Genomic DNA, 2,115 nt, shown 5'->3' with positions numbered 1-2,115 from the left:
TGGTCCGCCTGTCGGCCGACACCTATGCCAAGGCGAGCCTGACGGCGGTCGCCATCGCCGCGCACGAGGTGGGCCATGCCATCCAGCATCATCGCGGCGAACGCGGACTGAAGCTGCGCCAGGCGCTGGTCGGCGTCGCGCAGATCACCGACCGGTTCGCGGCGCTCTTCTTCATCGCCGCGCCGGTGCTCGCATTGGTCGCCCGCACGCCGGGCGCCTTTGTGGCCATGGCAGCGATCGGCATCGGACTTCTTGCGATCCGCGTGCTGGTGCACCTGGTCACGCTGCCGGTCGAATATGACGCCAGCTTCGGCAAGGCGCTTCCGATCCTGCGCGAGGGCGGCTATCTGCGGCCCCAGGACATGGACGGCGCCCGGGCCGTGCTGAAGGCCGCCGCCCTCACCTATGTCGCCGCCGCCCTTATGAGCCTGATCGACCTGGCCCGCTGGGTGCGGCTGTTGCGCTAGAGCGCGTCCGGCGAAGGTGGAACCACCGGAGCCGATAAGACAAGCGACAAAGCAAAAGGGTAGAGCGGAGCTGCGTTTCCACGAAACGCGGAAACGCTCTAGGACCCATGGGGTTCAGGTTTCGGGCCTGGCGCCCTTTCAAGGTTCTGCGGCCGTATCGGCAGCAGGGTGTGGACGCGCCGGACCGGCCTTTCCTTCGCACAGCTATTCTCCCATATTGGCGCCATGGCCAGGAAGACGAAAAAGACCGGCAAACCCTCCGCCGCGAAACCGAGCGGGGCGGGGCAAGGCCGGCCGGCCGTCGCGCCTGATGGCGCGCGCAGCGAGCCGCAACGCGGCGACAGCGAGAGCGGACAAGGAGGCTTTGAGGAAGCGCCGCAACCGGCGATCACCGGGGCGCCCTTCGAGCCGAGCGAGAAGGACGGGCAAGGCCCGGCGGCAGACGCCCCCGCGCCGGCATCCGGCGGTTCCATCGAGGACTGGATCAGGCAGCTCGAAGATCACGCCGCGCGCGAGCAGCGCGACGCGGAGATGCGAGCGATTCGCTCCCGAGCCGGAAAGCACCGCCTGAAAGCGGGCAATGGCGCCGCCGGCGAGGGCGAAAGCCTGAAGCTTGAGGACGGGGCGGAAACCGCCGGCAGGCATCGCAAGAAGCCCGGTTCCGGCCCGCAGGGCCGCAGCGACGGTCGCACCTCGACCCCCGGCGAAAGCGGGGGCAAGCGCAAGGCGGGAGCAAGGCAAAAAGCCGACCGAACCTATTCGGTCGGCGACAAGCGCACCGGCGGCGGCGTGTCGATCGGCGGCACCAACGACCCCAGGGAACGCGCGGCGGCGGGCCTCAACCCGGTCGCCGGCCTGAATGTGGGGCTGGAGGAGGCCGAGCAACTGGCCGCGACCTCGGGCGTGACCGCGACGGTCGAAGCGCTCAAACGGCTTATCGATGCCGGCAACCCGCTGTTCAAGGACGGCAGGATGTGGGTGCCGCACCGCCCCGAACGGCCCGAGAAGTCCGAGGGCGGCATCCCGCTGAAGATGGTCACCGACTATGAACCGGCCGGCGACCAGCCCACCGCGATCGCCGACCTGGTGGAGGGGTTGGGCCCTGCACCAGATGCTCGACCTTCGCCTTCATCACACCCCGAGCCCGTCGAAGGACGAGGGGAAGGGGAAATGGATGACGCCGGTGTTTTCGAGAACGAGCGCACCCAAACCCTGCTCGGCGTCACCGGCTCCGGCAAGACCTTCACCATGGCCAAGGTGATCGAGCGGACGCAGCGCCCGGCGATCATCCTCGCCCCGAACAAGACGCTGGCCGCCCAGCTCTACGGCGAGATGAAATCGTTCTTTCCGGACAATGCGGTCGAATATTTCGTCTCCTATTACGACTATTACCAGCCCGAAGCCTACGTGCCGCGCACCGATACCTATATCGAGAAGGAATCGACCATCAACGAGCAGATCGACCGGATGCGCCATTCGGCCACCCGTGCCCTTCTCGAACGCGACGATGTGGTGATCGTCGCCTCGGTCTCCTGCATCTACGGCATCGGCTCGGTGGAGACCTATACGGCGATGACCTTCCAGATGCAGGTCGGCGACCGGCTCGACCAGCGCCAAATGCTCGCCGATCTGGTGGCGCAGCAATATA

Annotated in this window: 2 protein-coding genes; both read left to right on the top strand. The window is 67.2% G+C overall.

Annotation, left to right across the window (positions count from 1 at the left end):
* On the top strand, positions 1-467 hold a 467-nt coding region (locus AC5E6L_RS14895; RefSeq protein ID WP_491774346.1), incomplete at its 5' end, for a zinc metallopeptidase.
* Between the two features lie 225 nt (positions 468-692).
* A partial coding sequence (locus AC5E6L_RS14890; protein WP_491774344.1) for a DEAD/DEAH box helicase family protein occupies positions 693-2,115 on the top strand: 1,423 nt, incomplete at its 3' end.

Source organism: Roseitalea sp., assembly GCF_984466335.1.
The sequence above is the reverse complement of the archived record's forward strand: the minus strand, read 5'-3'. Positions and strand labels throughout refer to the sequence as shown.